1 protein-coding gene is annotated in these 283 nt (G+C 68.2%); it reads right to left on the minus strand.

Going from position 1 to position 283, the window contains the following annotated elements:
• Window positions 1-164: 164 nt before the first annotated feature.
• A complete protein-coding gene (locus GVN67_RS30410; RefSeq protein ID WP_255430455.1) occupies window positions 165-272 on the minus strand; it encodes a 5-deoxy-glucuronate isomerase in 108 nt (35 codons plus the stop codon).
• Window positions 273-283 lie beyond the last annotated feature (11 nt).

The following is a 283-nucleotide window of genomic DNA, read 5'->3' on the forward strand; positions in this document are numbered from 1 at the left end:
ATGATGATCACCGGGATGGGGATACCCAGCAACCAGAGCAGAATTCCGCGACCCATGGTATGGCTCCTCCGGCCTTGATTGTCCGAAGCTGCAACGCCGCCTGCGCGGGCCGGGTTGCCCGCCGCCGCGCGGATGACCGATTGGTCATCCGCGCGGCGCCGCCGTCACCAGCCGAGCCAGGCATGCTCCGGCGCCATGGTGAACTTCCAGGCGCGCCGCGGCCCGGCCATGACGTTGAGGTACCAAAGGTCGAAGCCATGCGGCGCGCCCACCGGGTGGTAAC

It is taken from the genome of Roseomonas sp. 18066 (assembly GCF_902706185.1).
Classification (GTDB): domain Bacteria; phylum Pseudomonadota; class Alphaproteobacteria; order Acetobacterales; family Acetobacteraceae; genus Pseudoroseomonas.